Raw genomic sequence first — 22,597 nt, forward strand, 5'->3', positions numbered from 1 at the left:
GATCTCAATCCACTTTTTTTATGGGCACGTTTTTAAAATTAACCGATTAGAAGTCAACACCTAAAAATATTGCTCTCATAAATAGGTTATACATAACCCTCTCTTAAACCCATCGAATATGAGCAAGACACTATACATTTCTGCAATAATCACCATTGTTTGCCTGCTAACCATGAGGGTTATGCCATATTATGAAGGACTTGCATTCGATAAATTCTGGTCAATTCCCTTGGGAGTTTTGCCTGTGGGATTGGTCGCGGTCCTTACCTTCGTTGTGAGTGCTATAGCTAGCTTTATGGCAGTCCTAAGAAAACGGAAAAGTATTAATCATCTTGTAGTAATTGCAGTTCTACCTGTTCTATTAGTGGCTATTTATAAGTTCCCATTTCCGAGTTATGTCGATGGAATGCACAAAACCTTAGAAGATAGGGTCCCACGAGATGAAATATTAAGGCTTTCTATAGAGGCCCGGGAAATTAACCTCAATTGGACGAACTACAAAGAACACGATGCACTTATAGAGAGGCTGCGGACTAAATATCCGAATGCCTTAAGCCTTTCCCATATATCCCCAAGAATTGAAGTATTAGATAATTATGTATCGGTATTTTATGGTAGCGCACTGGTAAAGCACTGGGGCTATTTGTTCACCGAATCGGATGAATTTCCTATCGAGTACATACCTGAGGGTATGTATAGTCAGGTTTATGAAGGAGTCTGGGTATATCATGATATTTGGTAAAAGGTATAACAAAGTTATTGATAACGCGCCTACCGCAGCAAAACTGTGCAAGTTATAACGACGCTTAATTCCTCGCTAATTTAATCGGAGGCCAGAAATTGTAATACAATTTCGAATTTTCAAGCACTCAATTACATCATGGTAGTTAAATCACAATTAAATTAATTAGAACTTTCTTTACTAACATTTATACCTTGTAACAAAACAGCATTAAATGGTGAGCTATGTCCAAAGTACATCTCCTACTCGTTGAAGACGACGAAGACGATTACATAATTACACGAGATCTGCTCCGTGAAATCGACCCAGACATGTATAGCCTTGATTGGGCCACCACCATTGATGAAGCCAAATCAAAATTACAACTCGACCAACATCATGTTTGTTTAATGGACTATCGGCTGGGCCCGGAAGACGGCGTTGAGCTCTTAAAACAAGCGGGTGAGTTGGGATTTAAAGCACCCATAATTATGCTAACCGGCCAAGACGACGATCGCCTAGATACCGAAGCCCAAGCGGCGGGTGCGGTAGATTACTTGGTAAAATCAAATTTAACGGCATCACGTTTAGCCCGCGCCATTCGCTATGCTATTTCGCGTCGCGAAATGGAAACCGAGCGAGTTGAGCGACTGCGTGCAGAATCAGAAAATCAAGCAAAAAGCGAATTTCTAGCGCATTTAAGCCACGAACTTAGAACACCATTAACCGCGATTTTAGGCTACACCGACGTACTGCTACGTCAGGTGTCAAAAAACCAAGAAAAGAATAATTTAAATATCATTAAAAGAAACGGCCATCATTTATTAAGTTTACTCAACGACGTTTTAGATTTATCAAAAATAGAAGCTGGCAAGCTTGATATTGAAGAACGTGAATTCGAATTACAGCCTTTTATTGATGACATATTTTATTTAATGCGCGTTAACGCCAACGATAAAGGTTTGGCATTTGTAGTCTCTGCAGATACACAGGTGCCGAGCGTAATAACCAGTGATCCAACTCGACTGCGACAAATTCTCTTAAATTTAATCGGCAACGCCATTAAATTCACAGATACAGGGCAAGTTAGTTTAACCATTTCGGCCAAACAATCATCTGTCCATAACGACCAGATTACACTCAGTTTTGCTATTAAAGATACCGGTATCGGTATTGCCCAAAAAAGCTTAAAAGAATTATTTAAACCGTTTTCTCAACTGCACGCACAATCACCACAACGCTCCGGTGGCACCGGTTTAGGTTTGGCGATTAGCTCACAACTGGCCGAAAAATTGGGCGGTAATATTTCAGTAACCAGTCTAAAGGGCGTTGGTAGCGAATTTGTCGTAACCTTACTCAATAAAATACCTGAGACCCATGTTTGGACTGATTTTGAATTATCGGATGTTCAAGAAAAACAAGCACCTGCTCAAGCGCCTTCTCTTATGGGTAAAATTCTCATTGCCGATGATGTCGAAGAGATTCGATATTTAGTCGGTAATATTATCGAGCAGACTGGCGCCGAGGTGGATTACGCCGTTGACGGCCAAGACGCACTTGATAAATTTAATACGGCCACTGAACAACCTTACGATTTAGTTATTTTAGACATGCAAATGCCGCGCATGACCGGCAGTGAAACACTTCTGGCGCTGCGTAAACAAGGCGCTAAACAACCGGTTATTGCGCTGACAGCTGCGACTATGAAAGATCAGCGTGACGAAAGTATTCGCATGGGATTTAATGATCATTTAAGTAAACCGATTGATCAAAAGCAACTTTGGCAATGCGTAGCAAAATATCTAAATCAAGGTGAAGATTCGAGCGAGGTTAAATCGAGTTTATTATTAGTAGAAGACGACGACGACGCACGCAGTGCAACAACCATGCTACTGGAATTGATGGATGTGCGGGTGGATGCGGTTGCTAGCGTTAATGAGGCTCTCGAATTACTGAAACATAACATCTATGACGCTATTCTTTCGGATTTAAATCTACCGGGATTAAGTGGTTTTGCTTTAGCCGAAACTGTTCGCTCATTAGCAAATAAGCCAAAATACATGATCGCACTCAGTGGCGAATCGATAGATCCAGAAACATTACAGAAATCGGGATTTGATCAAGCATATCTAAAGCCTATTAATTTAGAAAAGCTCGAGACAATATTAAAAGCGATAAGAATCTAACCGTTTATACGTCTTAATAATATCAAAAGTCTACGAAAATCTCTGATTGAATCCGCCGTGATTTAAATCAGAGGTTCCGGTGACACAAGGATGTATCGCCAACTTCAAGAACGGTAAGTGATTGAAATTATGAAGAAATTGGAAATTACACTTTCAATTTCTGCCCTCTGATTAAATCATGGATGAGTTAATCAGAGGTTCTTATAAGTACACATGAATTTTTATAAATAAAAACATCTCTCTTTAACTCTTCTGAATTTTATCAAAAAAGACATCAAATTTTTAAAATCCAAAAAAATTACCCACAACCATCCCAAATTTCATCGCAGCCATAAAGGCGATAGCTTATTTTGAATTTTTTTCTGTAAAAAATGAAAGGATTACAGCGCTAACGCAAAAAGCTTTTAAAAAAATTACAAATCACGAGAGCTTTTTTGCGGTTCTTACGTAATTAACCGCTAGATCCAACTAAAACTGAGCAAAAAAAAGAAAAATAAATCTTGGCACGGCTGTCGCTATATAACTGTCGAATTAAATAATTAACAAGAGGAATTTACTATGTTGGGTTGGGCACTTACGTTTTTAATTATTGCGATAATAGCAGCGATTTTTGGTTTCGGTGGTATTGCAGGCATGGCTGCTGGTATTGCAAAGTTTATTTTCTTTTTATTTGTTGTTTTATTGGTTATCACTCTCATTGCCAATGCAGTGCGAGGTAAGGCGCCAAGAGTGTAGAACCGGGTTTTAATACCCGCCATCATCTAAAACCATTTACAGATTGAACAACTTACATATTAAACAACATTTACGTTAAAAAATTCTGGAGAAAGATCATGTTAAATATTAAATCTATCCTAGCCGCAGGTGTAATTTCGTTAGCAACTTTTGGTATTGCCGCTTGTGAAGATGGCACTGCTGAAAATGCAGGTGAAACTATTGATGAAGCAATTCATGATGCCGGTAATGAAATCGAAGATGCCTGTGAAGAAGTTAAAGACGGTGTAAACGCAAAAGATACAGATTGTTAATATATAGGAAACTCTGATTAACCTAGAGTTTCCAGCGATACAAGGATGTGTCGCCAATTTCAAGAACCGTAAGTGATTGAAATTGTGAAGAAATTGGAAATCGCATTTTCAATTTCTGTGCTCTGATTAAATCATGGATGAGTTAATCAGAGCTTCCTATATCTTGAAGTATCAATAAAAAAAGCGATCTCTAACCGGATCGCTTTTTTATTTGTGCCTTTTTATTTTAAAACACCTGATTAATTCCTCCATGAGTTAATCAGACGATCTTAAATTTTATACTTCTACTGCTAAGCTAGGTATTATTTTGTCGGATTGCTTTTTCGCTTTCTTAGATTTAGCAATTTGCGGCGGACATAAATCGTCATTATCGTAGTAAACAATACACTCTAAACATTGAATACATTCGTTATAGTCAACCTTGCCCGTTGTTTTAATCGCTTTAATTTCGCACTTATGGTAGCAAAGTGCGCAAGGAGAGCCACATTCTTGTCGACGAGTCAGCCATTCAACCTTGTGAAACCAACCTAAAATGGCGAGACCGGCACCTAACGGACAAACATATCGGCAATAAAATTTATGAATAAATAAGCCTAGACCCAATAAAACAACGGAGTAAACCACAAACGGCCACGAACGTATAAAGTGTAATGTAATTGACGTTTTGAACGGCTCAACCTCAGACCAGACTTCTGCCATTTCAACCGAATACAAAGACACAGCCACCAGGCCAATCAGAATTACGTATTTCACCCATACCAGTTTTTCGTGCACAGGTTCTTTAATTTTGATTTGCTTAATCTTAAGTTTTTTGGCAATCCACGCAGCTATTTCTTGTAAAGCACCAAACGGACATAACCATCCGCAAAATAATCCGCGACCGACAATAAACAAACTGACAAAGACATAAGACCATAAAATAAATAACACGGGGTCGTTTAAATAGGTATCAATTCTAAAACCAGTAAAAGCGGACTGAATTATCGGATAAATATTAACAACCGATAATTGCCCTTGAGCATACCAGCCAATGTAAACGAGAGTGAAGACCAGATACGCCCAACGTAATTGGTGAAAACGCTTAGGTTTTTTGACCAATTTATGCTGGTTGATAAAAATAACCGTCAGTGCAACTAACGATAAACCAATAATAGCAATCTGGAATTTTCTAGATTGCCAAAGTGCCACCCAAACCGGTTGATCCTGCGAGGCGGTATCGACAATTTCTTTTTTAATAAAAAGTTGCTCAGGCAGCTGATAACCTTGACCAAACTGATGGTTTTGAACCGTGTAAAGTATCTCGCTTCCGGCGCTAACGTTTAAAAACAATTCCCAAAAACTCGAAGGATTGAAGCCGGTTTGAGGTTTAATACGAAAAATTTTGACCTGATCAAAACTTTGCAAATAATCGGTTAGAGGCTCGGAGACATCGAAAAAATTCAAATCGCGAATTTCAATCGGAAAACCGCCCTGCTGAATAATGACTCGATCTGGCACAGAAGCTGGCACAAAGTCATCGTCTATAAATGAATAATCGCCCCGCGACGCAATATAAATGGCGTGCTCATTGGGTTCTAGCTTTTCAAGTAACCGCTGATAATCATCATCACTTAAGATTTGCCGACCTATAGTGGGTACATTAAGGTAGCCAAATTGCAAATCGATCGCATTTTCGCAGTCTGTACAGTTCTTTTGCGAATAATCCGCTAGTTGTTGCTGAACTTCAGATTCAGAAAAACTCAGCGATTTTATGTAATTTTTTTCGTTGAGCGCTTCTACCGTCAAATTTTCAAAAGCGTCTTGGTTTATTTCAACCTCAGCAGGGGCTTCAAAACCCGCCAATTTTTGCCGGGCAACCGCTAGAGCTGATAAAACAATCGATTGATTAATGACTACAACCGAAACTGTCGCTTTGGTAATGCCGTCTATATAGGTGCCCGTATCGGAGTGACCGCTACCAACTTTAACGTTGTCACGAATACCTAAACCTTCGTATTGAGTGATAAATTCTAGAAGTGGTTTTTCACCTAATCCGTGTAAAAATATCGGTTCGCGGTGTTCAATCAACTCAACACCGGTAAATTTTCCGTTTAAATCGAGACCAACCAACATATCGACGGGCTCGCCCGAAAATGCTGGAATGGTGATGTAATCAAGAGAATGGAAGACGTAACCGATTTTATCGAACGCCTGATAAACCGGCCAAACCGGTGGAGACGATTCTTTTTCGCCAATAGAAGTTGCCTTAGGAAATACTTTTTCCCATCCAGCGGGATCATCAGTATTTGCTAAAGTAAAACTAGAAATAGAAAAAAGCAGCAATAAAGCTGTAAAAAACCGCCACATTAGACATACCCACTGGAATTATTGTTATCGTTTTTGCGGACTGTAAAAAAAATGGCTCCGTATTCGGGAGCCATTTGGGGGTAGAGACAATTATACGTCTGGATCGTATTGAGTTTCTAACCAAGCACGGATAGCCCAAAGAGCTTCCTGAGTTAAAATGCCTTCAAACTTCGGCATGTAAGGAATACCGTTACGAGTAGCACCGTTTCTTACACGATATTGGAACCACTCATCACCGCCATCTCCTGGCTCTAGAGCACGAAGATCGGGTGCGATACCGCCTGATTTGGCCTCAAGGCCGTGACAACGAGCACAGTTTTGGTTGTACGCACCAGCACCTAGAGTGATAGCTTTTTCGTTACCGCGGTACGGGTTGGTTTCGCGCCATTCTTCGCCCAGCTGTTCAAGTTCAGAAGTATCAACAGCTTGTGGTACTACGTCACCGTGAGCAAGAGCAAACTGGCTGCATACAAACAACGAAATGCCAACTAGAGAACTGCGCAGACAATTTAATTTGAAATCCATCTTAGTCTCCTCTCAAGAGGTTTTTATTAATTTATCAATGTACGCTTGGTTAAAGTCGTTGTGCCCACGTTTCGTGAACACCCGTTCCTTTATTAAAATGTCAAGGAAGGTGATCACAAGACTTCAAAATGCTAGTTAGGTTCTATTATTTTTTAAGTGACAACTACCATGCCGGGACAAATCAATTCTAACAAACGGCACCTGTCGTCAAAACTTACTTAGTAAGGAATATTTTGGTTAATTAGTTGCAGAAAAATGCCCACCTGTTAAGGGATCAAAAAGGATGAATTTTATAGTCAGTCTGAATTAATACTTAGTAATGAATAAATAGGTGCTTAATGGGTATTTCAAGTAAGTGTGACTGTGAGTTAGTTTTTACCGCGCCAAGCTAGCATTCCGTTTCGGGATGAATTTTGATCGGTAATTATTTTAACAGTAATGCTCTTATCGGTAATTCAATCAAAAATAATCTGGCAGGCAATATCAAAAATACTAACTACACTAATAAAATTATTTGTAGTCGTTAAATACAACGACTTAGCACTGCAAATAAATTTCTCTTTCCGATTTTCTTATAATTTATAATAAGGAGAATTGTATGAAACCCACCAACGAGCGGCAGCAGCGCTACTCCAAGTTATCTTCTACCATACAAAAACTCGCCCTAGGCAGTATCGCCGGCGTAGCCTTGTCAGCTTTGTCTCTCGGCGCAGTAGGTGAGGTAACATGGAAAGATATCGCAGACGATCACAAAACAACTAACGATGTCTTGCAATACGGTATGGGTGTAAATGCACAGCGTTACAGCCCTTTAAAGCAAATCAACACCAAAAACGTTAAACAATTACTTCCTGCATGGTCATGGTCTTTCGGTGACGAAAAACAACGCGGCCAAGAATCTCAAGCTGTCGTTCACGATGGCGTAATCTACATTTCTGCTTCTTACTCTCGTGTTTATGCACTCGATGCAAAAACCGGCAAGCAATTGTGGAGCTACTCTCACCGTCTACCAGAAGACATTCGTCCATGTTGTGACGTTGTGAACCGCGGTGTTGCAATTTACGGCGACAAAATTTTCTTCGGTACTCTAGATGCGCGTGTTGTTGCACTTGATGCAAAAACTGGTAAGCGCGTATGGAACAAAAAATTCGGCGATCACACTGCTGGATACACCATGACTGGTGCTCCAACCATCGTTAAAGACCAAAAAACCGGTCGAGTAATGTTGATTCACGGATCATCTGGTGACGAGTTCGGTGTTGTTGGTCAATTGTTTGCTCGCGACCCAGACACTGGCGAAGAAATTTGGATGCGTCCTTTCGTTGAAGGTCATATGGGCCGTCTAAACGGTAAAGAAAGCACTCCAACCGGCGATATCAATGCTCCAACCTGGCCACGTGACGAAAACGGTGAGCTAGTAGAAGCTTGGCATCACGGCGGTGGCGCTCCTTGGCAAAGTTCAAGCTTTGACATCGAACACAACACCATCATCATCGGTGCCGGTAACCCAGCTCCTTGGAACACTTGGGCACGTACCAAGAAAGGTGATGACCCACGTAACTGGGACAACCTATACACTTCAGGCCAAGTAGGTGTTGATCCAACTACTGGTGAAGTTAAGTGGTTCTACCAACACACTCCTAACGATGCATGGGATTTCTCTGGTAACAACGAACTTGTTCTTTTCGAATACGAAGAAAAGGGTAAAACTGTTAAAGCCACTGCTCACGCAGACCGTAACGGTTTCTTCTACGTTGTTAACCGCGAAGATGGTAAATTCATCCGTGCGTTCCCATTCGTAGATAACATTACTTGGGCTTCTCACATCGATCCTAAAACTGGTCGTCCTGTAGAGAACGAAGGTCAACGTCCACCTCTTCCAGAGCCAGGTGAAAAACGCGGTAAAGCAATTGAAGTTTCTCCTCCATTCCTTGGTGGTAAAAACTGGAACCCAATGGCTTACAGCCAAGATACTGGTTTCTTCTACGTTGGCGCAAACCACTGGAAAGAAGATTACTGGACTGAAGAAGTTCACTACAAAAAAGGTTCTGCTTACCTAGGTCAAGGTTTCCGTATTAAGAAAATGTACGAAGACCACGTAGGTGTACTTCGCGCGATGAACCCAATTTCTGGTGAAATCGAGTGGGAACATAAAGAACGTCTACCTCTATGGGCTGGTGTTCTTGCAACCAAAGGCAACCTAGTATTTACCGGTACCGGTGATGGTTACTTCAAAGCATTCAACGCCAAAACTGGTGAAGAGCTTTGGAAATTCCAAACTGGTTCGGGCATCGTTTCTTCTCCAGTTACTTGGGAACAAGATGGCGAGCAATACATTGGTGTAGCATCTGGTTACGGCGGTGCAGTACCTCTATGGGGTGGTGACATGGCTGACCTAACCAAACCAGTTCCACAAGGTGGCTCATTCTGGGTATTCAAAATCCCATCTTGGGCAGAAGCAGGTGAAGGCAAAAACGTTGCGAGCAACTAATTGACTTCAAACCTATAGAAAAACAGGCCTTTATGGCCTGTTTTTCGTTTATCGAACCTAAAAATAATTAATAATTGTGAACAGCAATCTAAGTTGACCTTTTGGCGCAATTTAAACGTAGACATACCGCGTAAACACGCTAAAAAGTTTACTCATACCCCCGCTTCTTCGAGCTATTGCACAGAATCGTAAAACCCGTTAAACCACAGCGCACAACTCGAACAACGGAATATCAATGAATTTTTAACCGATAATAAGGGAGCCTAAAATGGCCACGATAAAAATCATAATGAAAGCAGCAATGTGCGCTTCCCTAGCAATGATAACAAGCTTCGCAATCGCACAAGATGATGACGATGAAGAGAATTTACCGCCTGAATTTCCAACCATAAACGGCTGTGAAATAAAACCAGCTACCGTTTGCCCAAAAGCCGATTTACGTAACGCTGATTTGCGCCACGCAAAACTGGGTAATGCCAACCTTGCAGGAGCAGATCTACGCGGCGCCAATCTGGCCCGAGCCGATTTACGTCACGCCAATCTGCGCGGTGCAAATTTAACCGGTGCCAATCTAGAATCAATAAACGCTTGGGCAGCCTTCTTACAAGGTGCGACCCTCGATAAGGCAAATTTACACGGCGCAGATCTGAACTTTGCCAGACTTTCTGGTGCCAAGCTTATCGAAGCCAATTTACAAGCGGCCAACCTAGAAGCAGCATGGTTGCCAAAAGCCGACTTGTCTCGCGCCAATATGAAAAACGCTAATCTGCAAGAAGCTAAATTCTACAACGCCAATTTTGCCGATGCAGAACTGGAAGGTGCAAGAAAGCACTACGCCATTTTCCAAGACGCATTTATGGAAGGTTGCCACGCTTGCCCACTTGACTGGCAGCACTAAAAGAAGCCTATCGATTAGATCGAATCAGCACTAAATAACACTACAGGGTTTACGGATTTAACCTAAACCCTGTAATTCTATTTGATCATTTAAGCATCATTAGAATCGCGCGGCTCTGTCTGAGTAAGAAGAATCTCAAATCGCTTATAAAAATATAGCCACTAAAACCGTGTTTTAGATAGACCTCCCCAAAAAAACAGCATAAATATCAACATCCGAATCAGCAACATAAACTCTGCTGACAAACAAGATCAGAAACTCTTCAGTATAAATTGACGTTATCGATATATTAAAAACGCTTGTTTTGTTTTAATCGCAAATTTATATGCTTTAATTTATTTTTATAAAACAGCAGTATGACAACCATTGACCTAGACTTGTTGCTACCGTTGGGGCAACATTAGGCGAGCCAAATCAGCCTGTGGAAGTCAACCTGTCACCGAAATCAGTTTTGGCAAGACGGTATTCTGTAGAAATTGTTTTATGTATTTAAATTTGTGGGTTATTCCAATAGCGCTTATTATGAAGTATTACTTGAACCGTATCGATATCCTCAACCGCTTTGGCTCTTTGTCTTGTAAATACTTGGATAATAATAAATAGCGAACAAGTTATGTACAAAATCCTTATAGCAGATGACCACCCCCTTTTTCGCTTTGCGATTGCCACGGTGCTTGAAAAACAGCTTGAACAGGTAGAAACCGTGTACAGTCAAGACTTCGACTCAACCATCGAAGCGCTAGATGCAAGCCCCGAACTCGATCTAATTCTGTTAGATCTGAATATGCCCGGTATGGAAGGCTTGAATGGTATTGTGCAATTGCGCAACCGTTTTCCTGCGGTACCTTTGGTAGTCGTATCGGCAGAAGAAAGTAGAAACATCGTTTTACAAGCGATGACTTATGGAGCTGTTGGTTTTATTACCAAATCCACTGACCGTGCACAAATGGGTGAAGCCATCGAAAAAATACTCGATGGTCAGGTTTATTTACCACCCGATGTGATTCGCAATACCGATGACAAAAAAGGCAACGAAGAAAAGTCGTTAAAAATTGAACCCGAATTACTCGCCAAACTCAGTAAAAAAGAGCTGCAAGTCTACGAAGTAATGGCCAAAGGTGGTTCAAACAAACAAATTGCTTACGAATTAAACATTGCAGAAGCAACGGTTAAGTCACATGTTTCTTCCATTTTAAGAAAACTAAACGTAACCAATCGCGTGCAGGCCATTTTGCAATCATCTACCGATTCAAAATAACCTTTTCAAAACCTCTGATTTGTTTATTTATAGCTCAAACAGAGGTTTTAAACCTTCTTAAAATTTCCCACAAATATCTCCACCCCCCTAACATTAAGCGTTTAAATATTCTCACGCTTATTTTTAATACTCATTCCTTTTAAATTCGCTGATTTTTCAAGCGAATTAGAGCTCTTATTCATCAAGGTTTATAAAACTTGAATGCATTACTACCAAGCAAAGGAAGTTATTAAAAAATAGAAGTTCTAAGAGTATTGCGCAGACAGCTCTGTTTATTTCAAGACTGCAAATTACTTTGATTTCTGATTACTCTTTACGCTTTTACGTATGAGATAGCTTCATGAAAAGCTGGTTATTATTGGTCACGGCGATTTTTTGCGAAGTACTCGCAACGACCAGTCTAAAACTAAGCGAAGGATTCACCAAAATGCTTCCTTCAAGCTTTGTCATTATTGGTTATGCCGCCAGTTTTTATTTTTTATCTTTGACGTTAAAAACCATACCGGTAAGCACCGCATACGCCATTTGGTCTGGCTTAGGTATTGTGATAGTTGCAAGTATATCTGGGGCGTTTTTTGGTCAAAAACCAGATCTTTGGGGAGTTATTGGTATGTCACTAATTATCGCGGCGTATTAATTCTTAATATTCTGTCGAAAACCACGGTAAATTAAGTCAATCGACCACTCGGCCTTTGCACTTAAAGCAGCAAAGCAACTGAAACCGCTAAATCAATAACAACAGATTGGGTCTAATAAAATACGAGCGCTGTTATTAAGACTAATAACAGCGTTAAGTGTCTGGATAGTTCGATGTGATTATCGATGCAAATATATTTAAGTACGATGCTGCTCATGGTTGGTGTGCTGCTTTATCCATATCCAGGCATTGATATAGGCGTAGCGATTTTTACATTATTTGGGTTAAGCAGCATGGATTCTGGAGGGGTTTCTATGTTTATAACTCCGGCTCTGCTATTACTGGCATTTATATCTTCACTTATCTATGGCGCCATCTTCATATGCAAGAAAAAGAAAGTATGGCAATTTTTGGTGGAGGTGGGAATTTCAGTTATGGCCTTTATGTTATTGCCTACGTACTAAAACACTTAACAAGGCCATCAAAATTCACTGATTTTCACGAGCCATTTTTAATCCCGTTGCCATGGCGGTTTTCAGCTTCAACGGTTTTATGGGTTTATTTAGCAAGGCAAAACCAAAATCGCGTGCTAGATGACGTAACTCGTTTGAGTAATTCGCCGTCGCCAAAATAACGGGAATGCGTTTAAATTTTGCGTCGCCCAAACTGCACACATGCTCTTTGATCATATCAATGGCTTGCAAACCGGTAGTATTGTCGTCTAAGTGATAATCGGCAATCACAATATCTGGCAGATCTTCGTTATCTCGCAAATACTCGTCTAACTGCTCTAAGGTTTGAATCGTCGTTACCTGACATTCCCAACGACCTAATAGAGACTCCATACCCTGGCAAATTTCCAGGTCGTTATCGATGACTAACGCGTGTGCGTGTTGCAACGACTGGCTTAAATGGTCGATAGGGAAGCTGGCTGCGGTTTGTTGTTGCCGCACACTTCCGTATGGTACGGTAACGGAAAAGCAAGAGCCAAGCCCCGGTCTTGAACGCACATTAATGGCGTGACCTAGTACTCCGGCAATGCGATCAACAATGGCCAGTCCTAAACCCAAACCTTTATCGAAGCGGCTATTTTTGCCGTCTAGACGTCTAAATTCTTGGAAAATTTCTTCGAGTTTGTCTTCGGCAATGCCAATTCCGGTATCCCAAACCTGAATTTCCAAGCCATCACGCTTACGACGACAACCAACCACCAAACGACCGGTATCGGTATAGCGAATAGCATTAGTGAGCAAATTTCTTAAAATACGCGCGAGTAATTGGCTATCGGACGAAATAATTGCCGAAGAAGGCACGTATCGGAATGCGAGACCTGCTTGCTCGGCCAAGCGACTGAATTCGGCAACTATCTTGCTGAGCAGATCATCAATATTAAACGAGTCTTGAACAGCTTCGACTACGCCCGCTTCTAACTTAGAAATATCGAGCAACGAGTTAATCAAGGTCTCCATATTCTCAAGAGAATAATTTAAGGAACTGACTAGCTGATTGCCTTCACCGGGTAGGTTTAACTCAGACAGCGTGGTCGCAAATAGCCGCGCTGCGTTCATGGGTTGTAAAACATCATGACTGGCAGCGGCCAAGAATTTGGTCTTCGATTCGTTAGCGCGCTCAGCTTCTTTTTTGGCGTTAATGAGACTGATCTCAATTAATTTACGCTCGTCGATTTCTTTGCGCAGCAAACTGTTGATTTCTGAAATCTGCCTAGTGCGCTCCTCAACACGCTGCTCCATATAATGATACGCATGTTCCAACGCTTGGGCGGTTTTACGTTGCTCGGTAATATCGTGAGCCAAACTAAAGAAACCCAGCACCTGACCGTCTTGGTCGTAATCGGGCACATAGGTTTTCTTAGAGATTCTACCCTTGCCCAAACCGTTAATCTGCTCAGCCTCGAAGGTTACCTGCTGACCTTTGAGCACTCGTCGAACGTGAGGCAAGTGAGTTTCATAGTCTTCGTTTTCGTAAAGATCGCGAAGATGCTTGCCAATAATGTCTTTCTTGCTGATACCAAACCAATCCTCAAAAGACCGGTTTACAAATTCGTACACCAAATTTTTGTTCATGTACGAAATCAACGCAGGCATCGCATCGGTAATCAAGCGAATACGTTGCTCACTTTCGCGTAATGCCGCTTCTTGCTGGAAGCGCTCGGTGATATCTGTGTAAGTATTTACAAACCCGCCGCCAGCCATAACATTGCGGCGAACCAAAATAACCCGGCCATTCGAAAGATGTTTAATAAACTCACGGTGGCGGCTGTCGGGTTCTTTGCCAGCAAGTGCGTGACGAATGGTCACGTCTTGAAGATCGCTTTCTGCCATAAGGCTCGGAAAGTGATCACCTTGGGCGACATTGCGCGGATCGAGCTTGGCCATTTCGATAAAGCGACGATTCCAAGATTGAATCTTCAAGTCGCTGTTAACCAAAGCCACCCCCAGCGACATGTTCTCTAATGTCGACTGAAGAATATCGGCTTGTTCTTTTAAAGCTTGCTCACGATGTAACTGCTCACTCGCTTTTAGCGCGGTAATATCCGTGTAGACCACAACCAAACCACCTTCGGCGGTGGGTCTTTCAGACATCTGAATCCAACGTCCAGACAAGGTTTTAAAGATCAGAGGCGCGGTGCGGCCATTCGAGCTAGAGGATTTCGTGCTCGACTTAACACTGGTATCGATAACACGCTGTTCAATAGAGCTGTTAAGAATGTCGTTAAAGGTAGTTTCACCGGCTACAAATTGGTCGGCGCCGTCACCCCACATTTCTCGAAAGCGAACATTCGCCAAGATCATGCGTCGATCGGCATCAAACAAAACCAGAGATTCAGAAATACTGTCAATGGCGTCTTTTAGGCGTTGGCGAGTCAGTTTTGATTCCGACTGCGATATCGCCAGTTTTTCGTTGCTTTCGGCCAAACGAATATGGGTTTCACGCAATTGATAAAAGTGCTCTTGCACCTTAGCGGCGAGCATAGCGGCGCTTTCAAACGAGCGATAAGCATCGCTGTGATTTCCCCAGCCCATTTCGACTCGGGAAATAAGAACAGAATTGATTTTTTTGAGTTTGGTGTTTTCTTTTTCGAGCTGTGCAACACGAGACTCTAAATCTCGCATTGTGGTTGTGGAATTGTCGCTGAGCAGCGTTTCCATATTATTCATTCGTTATCCTACCGATGGCTACACCAGTAAAAGTATGGTTTAAATGCATTCCATCAAGCTGTTCACCGTAGGTGTTGAAGCCTATTACGTTGTGGCGCTGGTATAGATCGGACATGTCTTGCACCAATTCGAATTTATCGATCTCGATTCGACGATGAATACAGTCGCAGGCAAACAAAAGCTGGGGCACGCCTATAGCACTGGTAATTTCCGAAAATAAAGACTTAGTATGATCAAGTACGCCGGATGTCGTCATTTTGGTCAGCACTATACCCACGTCAATTGCACAAAAAAATGTCAGGCTCAAATCGTCGTGCACCTGCTGAATCGATCGTACATAGATCGAATCACTGAGCTGCACACCCAGCGGATATAACGCAAAGGTCTCTGGACCTAAATCCTGTAATTCAAGATTATTGATGCGGCAGTATTCCAATGCGGCAGGTTCAGCGTTTAGTTCATACACACGCCTTAAGCTTGGCGCCGCGCGTGTGACTACGAGCTTTTCGCGAGTTGCCACCAAGTGATGAGACTGAAACACCCTAAAAGGATGAGCCGTGTTTACCAGCACTAAAATCGCTGCATCACTGTGAAATCTACCGTCGTAGAAAACCTTGGTGTGGTGAAAGTGTAGGTTATCTCCCGCAGAACCACCAACCAAAGGTATGTTATTTAGTGCCGCGCGATAAGCCTTAAGTACTAGCTCTTCGCGAATGGACATTCCATCTTGCAGTGTTAAACCAAAACTGTGCTTACTGATATCGGCGACTGCTTTAACTTCAAGTCGCTCCAACATTTTATCGACCAAAACCTGCGCGTCGTCTTCGGTGAAATCAGCAAGATTGGTTACACAACTGGTTTCTATGGCAAATTCTTGCGGTGCTAAAGCAAATGCCGTTATGGATTGGCGGGTAAGTCCGGTGGGAACAATTTCCCCTGCGGTTGTGCAGCCAATTAACTTACAACCACGAAACAATCGATTTAACTCTTCGGCTAATAGTGAAAGGTCGTAATCGGCGCAACAGAAGAAGAAAACACAATCGCCAGAACCGGGATTCAAAACTTGATGGATTTCTTTTGCGGCTTCGCTAGCATTGCGGCTATTGGAGCCAGCTTTTCTTAGACTTGAAGTATCGTCGGATGAATTAAGGGAGGAACTGAAAGGTGTCTCGATAAAAGGATGTTCCATGGCAAGACCGTGCACCAAGGCGATAAGATTTAATTGAATTTAACGATTTGCGAAGTCAATGTTATTCGCTTTTTCTATTTATAGAGCTTCAGTGTATGAAAATTAAAACTAAGAGACCAGTCGACTTTGGATGGAGCGAGAAATTAAAAATTATTATTTTTAGACATAAAAAAGGGCCCGTGAACATAGGCCCAAGAAGTTTGCTTTAATCAAGGAGGATAAAGCTTCCTGGTGGGCAACCTTGGAAACTTATAAAGCAAACGAAACGGTACAAATTGGCCGCTAGGATAAATTGACGGATAAAACAATTTATCGCTAGCAGCCCAATTCTGAGTTTTAAACCTAAAGGTTTAAGTGATCAGATTAGAAGAAACCTAATGGGTTAACGTCGTAGCTAACCAACAAGTTTTTGGTTTGTTGGTAATGATCTAGCATCATTTTGTGGTTTTCACGACCGATACCTGATTTCTTGTAACCGCCGAACGCAGCATGTGCTGGGTAGTGGTGGTAACAGTTGGTCCAAACACGGCCAGCTTCGATACCACGACCCATACGGTAAGCACGGTTCATGTCACGAGTCCAAAGACCTGCACCCAAACCGAACTCAGTGCTGTTAGCAATCGCTAAAGCTTCTGCTTCGTCTTTAAAGGTGGTTACACCAACAACTGGGCCAAAAATCTCTTCTTGGAATACGCGCATGTTGTTGTTGCCGCGTAGCAAAGTAGGCTCAATGTAGAAACCGTTAGCGAAACCAGGAACATTAGCTGGGCCACCACCGATCAATACTTCAGCACCTTCTTGGCGACCAATTTCGATGTAGCTCAGGATTTTTTCGTACTGCTCAGAAGACGCTTGCGCACCTACTTGAGTTTCGGTGTCTAGTGGGTCACCACGCTTGATTTGTTTGGTACGGCTGATTACCAAAGAAATGAAGTCGTCGTAAATGCTTTCGTGAATCAATGCACGAGAAGGACAAGTACAAACTTCGCCTTGGTTGAAGAACGCCAACACCATACCTTCAACGGCTTTGCTCAAGTAAGAATCTTCGTAACGAGTAACGTCTTCGAAGTAGATGTTTGGAGACTTTCCACCAAGCTCAACAGTCGATGGAATGATGTTTTCAGCAGCACACTTAAGGATGTGAGCACCAACTGGAGTAGAACCGGTAAACGCGATTTTAGCGATACGGGTGCTGGTCGCTAGCGCTTGGCCTGCTTCTGCACCGAAACCGTTAACAACGTTCAACACACCAGGAGGTAATAAATCTTTGATGACATCAACCAATACCAAGATAGAAGCAGGAGTTTGCTCAGCAGGCTTCATGACGATGCAGTTACCTGCCGCCAATGCTGGAGCCAATTTCCATGCAGCCATCAAAATTGGGAAGTTCCAAGGAATGATCTGGCCAACAACGCCGAGTGGCTCGTGGTAGTGGTATGCAACAGTGTTCTCGTCGATTTCGCTTAGGGCGCCTTCTTGAGCACGAATACAACCTGCGAAGTAACGGAAGTGATCTACCGTTAAAGGAATATCAGCGTTTAGGGTTTCGCGAACGGCTTTACCGTTATCCCAAGTTTCAGCAACCGCAATTGCTTCAAGGTTTTGCTCGATACGATCAGCGATTTTCAAAAGAATGTTAGAGCGCTCTGTTGGAGAGGTTTTGCTCCAAGTCACTTTGGCTTTGTGCGCGGCGTCTAACGCAAGGTTGATATCAGCTTCGTCTGAGCGTGGGATTTCACAGAATACTTCGTTGTTTACTGGTGAAGTATTTTCAAAATAACGGCCATTTACCGGTGCCACCCACTCACCGCCGATGAAGTTTTCGTAGCGTTTTTTAAAGGTAACAACTGAACCTTCTCGTCCCGGTGCAGCATAGATCATGATGGTTACTCCGATTTGGTTGTTTGTTTGTTCACTGGCCTGATAGTCAGGGCGCAATAGCTCTTTTTTTGTTATGGGTTTTTATAGGAACCTCTGATTAACTCCAAGGCCACTGTGCACAGCTTTTGTTTAAAGGAAACAAAACTGCTTAAGGTCGAGTAGTCTTGGAGTTAATCCGAGATCCCCAAGTTAAAAAACGCGTGATTAACCCTTTAAAAACCACACGTTAATTCAAAATGAGCTGAATTTGCCTGATAACCAAAAACACCTTCGCTCAAAAATCCGATTCATCGGCAAGGTGTGAAACCGGCAAACTCAGTTACCGGTCTTGCACACAGATACTTCGTCGTTGTATTAATTCTTAGAAGTTAACAATTGCACCTAATGCAAGTGTTTGAGCTTCTTCCGAAGCAGATCCAAGTGTAATTTCGTTAATGCTGTATTCGGCAACAAAGGTTACGTTACTGTTGTAAGCATGGAACCACGCAAACTGAGTACCTTCGTTTTCCCAACCTAGGTCGATTTCAACGTCGGTTTCGCCGTAAGAAGCAACATAGCGGTTTTTACCGTGCTTGAACGCAACCTGCGCCAAGTAACCATCGCTATCAACTTCTTCGCCGTTTTCGGCTAAAAGATTGGTTAAGCCTAAGCCTGCGTCACCGCCTGGGCCAAGTAAGAAGCCAACAGCTTCGCCATCAAAACCAGAAGCGTGTATTGAGAAACCACCTAGGGTTAATTTTGCACCGTAAGAAATGCCGAAGGTATCAACGTCTTCTTGTAAATCAGACTCTGTTGATTGTTGTAAGAAACCCGCAAACGCGTTGATCTTACCGCCGCTGAATTTACCTTCGTAAGTCAACTCACCTTCAAAACGTGGTGTGTTTTCTTCGCTGGTACGGTTTGGACCTCTGTCGTCGGTGGTGTTGCCTGGGTCAACAATACCCAAGGCCAATCTAAAACCACCTTTGGTTGGTGTACGGTAAGTGATTTGTGATGTTGGTAATGGATAGATGTAACCAGAACCAATATTACCGAAAGATACACCAGTGCCATCAACAAGGCCCAAAGTATCGTTTACATTTCCGTAACCTAATAAAATTTCATCTAGGAAAATGTTAGAGCGGCTGAACAAAGTAAAGTCTTTACCGATCAATACTTGTCCCCAATCCCAATCTAAGGTTGCGTAGAACTGACGCACATCGATACCGGTTTCGGTAAGGTTACGGTTACTGTCGTTGATGGATACCCAAAACGATGAGCGACCACCAATTTTTACGTTATCTAATTCTTTACTGAAATTAAATCCAACCCAGTTAGGAAGGAAGCCTGAACGAACACGTGACTGATCGCGATCGATGCCAGAAATGTCATTCTCGGTACTGGTTTGCGAAAAGAACGTGTTAAATGAAGCATCAACACTGAAAGTACCAACTTTCTCGTCTTCGTAAACTTTAACGTCCGCAAAAGCACTACCACTTGCCAATGCAACACAGCCTGCCAATAAGATTGGTTTAAAGTTGTTATTATTTATCTTCATTTTTCAAGGTTTCCTGTGGTTTTTATTATTTTTGTAGTATTTGAAATCTGTCTTGAATCCCGAAACCGTATACATCCATGGATCAATTGTTGAGCAATCATTGCGCGAAACACAGTCAAATTCGATTTTCGCTGACAAATTACTACTGGTGACGAGTATTAACCGGTGGGTGCTTGCAAGAAATTCGTCAAAGGAGTTGTTTCTTTAACACTTTGGGGCAGGCCAAAAACAACACTTTAGATTGATCCCTAAGTATTAATCATTGGACTTAGTACTTAAGTTTAAAAAATTGTAGACTAAGGAAGAAGCTAACTGCGGGTTACGGTTATTACAAACGATACAATATAGCGTTATATAATAATGACCAGTTTGCAGGCAAAAAAATTCTATCTCAATTTAAATCATTTTATTAACAATTACTGATAGAGCAATAAATAACAAGTTAATTTATAGGAAACTCTGATTAACCTAGAGTTTCTCTCGACACAACAATGTGTCGTCAAGTTCAAGAACGGCAAGTGATTGAAATTGTGAAGACATTGGAAATCGCATTGTCAATTTCTGCCCTCTGATTAAATCATGGGTGAGTTAATCAAAGGTTCCTATAGTTTTTGGGAAGACCCTCGCCAGAATAATGATGAGACCATCTTAAAACGTCTGGTTAAAAGCCCGTTACGAATTTAACCATCTGTTTAGTTCAAACAATCACACCCCAATGCCACACATTCACTGCAATTAACTATTGGAAACTCTAATGAATCCAGAGTTTGCAGCGACATAAGGATGTGTTGCCAATGTCAAAAACGGTAAGTGACGGAAATTGTGAAGAAATTGGTAATCGCATCGTCAATTGCTGTTCTTTGAATAAATCATGGTTGAGTTATTCAGAGGTTCCAATTAGCAATCTAAAAAGATTACGACGGTAGAAAAGTGTCTACAAGACTCTTTTGTTGATCCATTCTCAATTTATTCAGCCAACAAAAATTGGCTCTGTACATTCCGAATTTTTCACCCATTTGGTTCTTTAAGACAACAAAAGCATTAAAACTGTATTTGAATGAGAGTTTTAATGCGTTATCACCACTTAACTGACCTCAAGAATTAGATAAATTATCAAAGAATTAAGGCTGTATTGCGACGCATAAAGTGCTAACACTTTTGTTAACATGAAATTATTAAAGGAAACTAGTCTTAAGATCATCCTTATAAGCAGTCTTAGGCGAACACAATTTAGACAAAACCATATGGTAATACTATGAAAAAAATACTTTCGGGAATTGTAATTATTGGCGGGATTGCTTTAGCACTACCCTATTACGGCGGTTATAAAGCTGAAAAAACCCTAAGACAAATTGCCGAATCTAACTCCACTCCTGAATATGAACTAACGTGGGAATCTTACGAGCGTGGCTGGTTTAAATCTGAAGCTAAATTAAACCTTCACTACAATGAACGTGAATTATTTGATGAATCGTTGGATATTCCAATAAATGTCACGTTAAAACACGGCCCATTACTGTTTAGCAAAATTGCGAGTATTGGCTGGGTTCAATATGAAGCGAATATTGACGAAAACATTCTTCCTGCTGAGCTAAATGAAGTCATTCAACGTGAAGATGAGCAAGACCTGTTCGAAGGTCACGGTTACATGAATTTAGGTGGCGATCTTATCTTCGAAGAAACAGTAGCCGCCTTTTCTATAGAATCTGAAGAGATTAGCCTAAATATTAAGGGTGCCACCGCAAGTGGAACATTAGCATCCAATCAAAAGCTCGATTTAACTATCGTTATTGCACCAATAGCGCTAGATGCCGTGGCAGAATCGAATGAAAACATCACAGTAACAACCGATACGATCACTGTGTTAATGCTGGCAGATTATTCGAAAGTTATCGCTAAAGGATTATTGCCGTATCAATCTATCATCGAAGTTAAGGATATTTCGGTTGAATCTGAGGAAATATCGCTAAAACTGGAAGGCTTTAGGTCTGACTCCGAAGTATTTTTCACTGAATCTAACACTCTATTGCAAATTAACAGCGCCAACACGGTAAAAAAACTCCGTTATCAAGGTGGCGAAGAGCTCTCCGACATAACCCTCAACTTCAGCTACGATAACATTCCTGTAGCTCTCTACAGCGCCTATATCGACGCCTTCACAACAGACGCTCCCGTTGACCCAGATAAGATTCTCAATGAAGATATTATTGAAGCCGCGTTTACTCATAAAGCAGGGTTTAGCATAAGCGAAGCTTCTGTGAAATACGATGGCGCGCCGGTGAGCCTTAATCTTAAAACCTACCTCAAAAAATCAGATAACTTTAGCGCTGCCGCTCTCTTACAAGCACCACCTTTGTTAATTTCTTCGATTGTATTAAATGCAGAAATGAACGCTGATAAATCGGTTGCCCAAAAACTACTTCGCAAACAAATGGAAACCGCGATTGCGGCACAATTAGCGTTAAATGGCACTGACACAACAATCAGTGATGCCGAACTGGATGTTATTCTTGATCAAACCGTGCAACAAACGTTGCAAAGCAGTTTGGCGTTAGGTTATTTCACCGAACAGGCCGATGGTTACAAGGCAACCGTTTCATTTGAAGACGGTGTTTTTAAATTAAATGATAATGAACTACCGATTGATGCCTTAATGCAAGCCATTCAATAATCGAATAGATTTTTTTGTCTACCAATTAAAAACAACAGAAACCTTTAATA

The 22,597-nt window shown here is 41.7% G+C and carries 15 protein-coding genes and 1 pseudogene; 10 read left to right on the forward strand and 6 right to left on the reverse strand.

Going from position 1 to position 22,597, the window contains the following annotated elements:
• Positions 1-181 precede the first annotated feature (181 nt).
• From ACYQ28_RS10160 to ACYQ28_RS10175, 4 genes are all read left to right on the forward strand, one after another.
• Entirely contained in the window at positions 182-742 is a 561-nt protein-coding gene (locus tag ACYQ28_RS10160; protein ID WP_460049843.1) for a hypothetical protein, read from the forward strand.
• Positions 743-966: 224 nt separating this feature from the next.
• Positions 967-2,907, forward strand: a complete 1,941-nt coding sequence (locus tag ACYQ28_RS10165) for a response regulator (protein ID WP_460049845.1) — start codon at positions 967-969, stop codon at positions 2,905-2,907.
• Between the two features lie 558 nt (positions 2,908-3,465).
• The gene (locus ACYQ28_RS10170) at positions 3,466-3,642 is read left to right on the forward strand and encodes a DUF1328 family protein (protein ID WP_460049847.1); all 177 of its coding nucleotides are present in this window, start codon (positions 3,466-3,468) and stop codon (positions 3,640-3,642) included.
• Positions 3,643-3,740: 98 nt separating this feature from the next.
• Complete coding sequence (locus tag ACYQ28_RS10175; protein ID WP_460049849.1) at positions 3,741-3,935, forward strand: hypothetical protein; 195 nt, start codon at positions 3,741-3,743, stop codon at positions 3,933-3,935.
• 276 nt (positions 3,936-4,211) lie between these two features.
• Here the strand turns inward: ACYQ28_RS10175 and ACYQ28_RS10180 are convergent, their stop codons facing one another.
• Positions 4,212-6,281 carry a 4Fe-4S binding protein gene (locus ACYQ28_RS10180; RefSeq protein WP_460049851.1) on the reverse strand — a complete coding sequence of 690 codons (2,070 nt, stop codon included), beginning with the start codon at positions 6,279-6,281 and terminating at the stop codon, positions 4,212-4,214.
• A gap of 90 nt (positions 6,282-6,371) precedes the next feature.
• Positions 6,372-6,806, reverse strand: coding sequence for a cytochrome c-550 PedF (gene pedF, locus ACYQ28_RS10185; protein WP_460049853.1), 435 nt, complete (start codon positions 6,804-6,806; stop codon positions 6,372-6,374).
• A 598-nt stretch (positions 6,807-7,404) separates the two neighbouring features.
• On the opposite strand from pedF, the gene exaA reads away from it, so the two are divergent.
• From exaA to ACYQ28_RS10210, 5 genes and pseudogenes are all read left to right on the forward strand, one after another.
• The gene (exaA, locus tag ACYQ28_RS10190; protein WP_460049855.1) at positions 7,405-9,297 is read left to right on the forward strand and encodes a quinoprotein ethanol dehydrogenase; all 1,893 of its coding nucleotides are present in this window, start codon (positions 7,405-7,407) and stop codon (positions 9,295-9,297) included.
• Between the two features lie 268 nt (positions 9,298-9,565).
• Positions 9,566-10,195 (forward strand): pentapeptide repeat-containing protein, encoded by a 630-nt coding sequence (locus ACYQ28_RS10195; RefSeq protein WP_460049857.1) that lies wholly within the window; start codon positions 9,566-9,568, stop codon positions 10,193-10,195.
• Positions 10,196-10,808: 613 nt separating this feature from the next.
• Positions 10,809-11,453: a response regulator gene (locus ACYQ28_RS10200; protein WP_460049859.1), complete on the forward strand. Its 645-nt coding sequence runs from the start codon at positions 10,809-10,811 to the stop codon at positions 11,451-11,453.
• A 340-nt stretch (positions 11,454-11,793) separates the two neighbouring features.
• A pseudogene (locus ACYQ28_RS10205) lies at positions 11,794-12,125 on the forward strand (DMT family transporter).
• 150 nt (positions 12,126-12,275) lie between these two features.
• The gene (locus tag ACYQ28_RS10210) at positions 12,276-12,554 is read left to right on the forward strand and encodes a hypothetical protein (protein ID WP_460049861.1); all 279 of its coding nucleotides are present in this window, start codon (positions 12,276-12,278) and stop codon (positions 12,552-12,554) included.
• A 24-nt stretch (positions 12,555-12,578) separates the two neighbouring features.
• Here the strand turns inward: ACYQ28_RS10210 and ACYQ28_RS10215 are convergent, their stop codons facing one another.
• From ACYQ28_RS10215 to ACYQ28_RS10230, 4 genes are all read right to left on the reverse strand, one after another.
• A complete protein-coding gene (locus ACYQ28_RS10215) occupies positions 12,579-15,269 on the reverse strand; it encodes a PAS domain-containing hybrid sensor histidine kinase/response regulator (RefSeq protein WP_460049863.1) in 2,691 nt (896 codons plus the stop codon).
• The gene (nosP, locus tag ACYQ28_RS10220) at positions 15,262-16,458 is read right to left on the reverse strand and encodes a nitric oxide-sensing protein NosP (protein ID WP_460049865.1); all 1,197 of its coding nucleotides are present in this window, start codon (positions 16,456-16,458) and stop codon (positions 15,262-15,264) included. The genes ACYQ28_RS10215 and nosP overlap by 8 nt, the downstream gene beginning before the upstream one ends.
• A 363-nt stretch (positions 16,459-16,821) precedes the next feature.
• Positions 16,822-18,339 carry an acetaldehyde dehydrogenase ExaC gene (gene exaC, locus ACYQ28_RS10225; RefSeq protein ID WP_460049867.1) on the reverse strand — a complete coding sequence of 506 codons (1,518 nt, stop codon included), beginning with the start codon at positions 18,337-18,339 and terminating at the stop codon, positions 16,822-16,824.
• Positions 18,340-18,700: 361 nt separating this feature from the next.
• Positions 18,701-19,876 carry a porin gene (locus ACYQ28_RS10230; RefSeq protein ID WP_460049869.1) on the reverse strand — a complete coding sequence of 392 codons (1,176 nt, stop codon included), beginning with the start codon at positions 19,874-19,876 and terminating at the stop codon, positions 18,701-18,703.
• A gap of 1,255 nt (positions 19,877-21,131) precedes the next feature.
• Here ACYQ28_RS10230 and ACYQ28_RS10235 point away from each other — a divergent pair.
• Positions 21,132-22,547 carry a DUF945 family protein gene (locus tag ACYQ28_RS10235; protein ID WP_460049871.1) on the forward strand — a complete coding sequence of 472 codons (1,416 nt, stop codon included), beginning with the start codon at positions 21,132-21,134 and terminating at the stop codon, positions 22,545-22,547.
• Positions 22,548-22,597 lie beyond the last annotated feature (50 nt).

The sequence above is a fragment of the Sessilibacter sp. MAH1 genome, from assembly GCF_054658315.1.